2 protein-coding genes are annotated in these 1,016 nt (G+C 63.4%); both read left to right on the top strand.

Annotation, left to right across the window (positions count from 1 at the left end; all coding sequences use genetic code 11):
* The coding region (locus tag AAAB16_RS02795) for an ATP-binding cassette domain-containing protein (RefSeq protein WP_340661964.1) at positions 1–657 on the top strand (657 nt) is incomplete at its 5' end.
* Positions 654–1,016 (top strand): LLM class flavin-dependent oxidoreductase (locus AAAB16_RS02790; protein WP_340661963.1); only part of this gene is annotated, 363 nt, incomplete at its 3' end. The genes AAAB16_RS02795 and AAAB16_RS02790, both read left to right, overlap by 4 nt.

The following is a 1,016-nucleotide window of genomic DNA, read 5'->3' as shown; positions in this document are numbered from 1 at the left end:
ACCTTGGCGCGCGCGCTCTTAGGGCTGACTCAGCCGGACAGCGGCAGCATTCGCCTGGGCGGCCAGGAGCTGGTTGGCTTGAGCGAATCTGGCTGGCGTGCGGTGCGCCCGGATATGCAAATGGTGTTTCAAGACCCTGCTGGTTCGTTTAACCCGCGGCGTACGATCGGTGCGTCGCTGATCGCCGGCTCCTTGGCACTGGGTGTGGCCAAGGCCGAGGCGGAACAGCGTGGCCACGAGCTGCTGCAGCAAGTCGGTTTACCTACCAGTGCGTTCGCTCTGTACCCCCACGAATTCTCCGGCGGCCAACGGCAACGCATTGCCATCGCCCGCGCCTTGATGCTTAAACCGCGCGTGCTGGTGGCCGATGAATGTGTGTCGGCCCTCGATGCTGTGGTGCAAGCACAGGTGCTGGATTTGCTGGAGTCCCTGCAAGCGCAGCTCGGCTTGGCCTTGGTGTTTATCACCCACGACCTAAGTGTGGCGGCGCGCATTTCCGACCGGTTATTGGTGATGCACCAGGGCCGCGTCGTGGAGTCCGGCACCACCACTGACGTGCTGGCCAGGCCCCGCCATGCCTACACCTGCACGTTGCTGGCGGCGTATGGCGAAACAGCAACAGCCCGCACGCCGCTGGCGATTGGAGCCACGCCATGAGCCGTGTCGGCGAAACGCTGTGCCTCAACGCTTTTCTGATGCCAACCGGTCACCACGTTGCCGGCTGGCGGCACCCCGAGGCCAAGGCCAGCGGCGGCCAAGATATCGACCATTACTTGGCGTTGGTAAAAACGGCAGAGCGGGGCGGTTTTGACGCGGTTTTTCTCTCTGATACGTTGGCCATGCTGCCCGGCGAGCTCAATGCCCTTAGTCGTATGGCACGCACCGAACACTTCGAACCACTGACCTTGCTCGCCGCGCTGGCCGCCGCCACCCAACGCATCGGCCTGATCGCCACGGTCACCACGTCGTATAACAGTGTGGCCAACGTGGCGGCGAGTTTTCGTTCGCTGCAAGCC

The sequence above is a fragment of the Pseudomonas sp. genome (genome assembly GCF_037994325.1).
In the GTDB taxonomy this organism is placed as follows: domain Bacteria; phylum Pseudomonadota; class Gammaproteobacteria; order Pseudomonadales; family Pseudomonadaceae; genus Aquipseudomonas.
The sequence above is the reverse complement of the archived record's forward strand: the minus strand, read 5'-3'. Positions and strand labels throughout refer to the sequence as shown.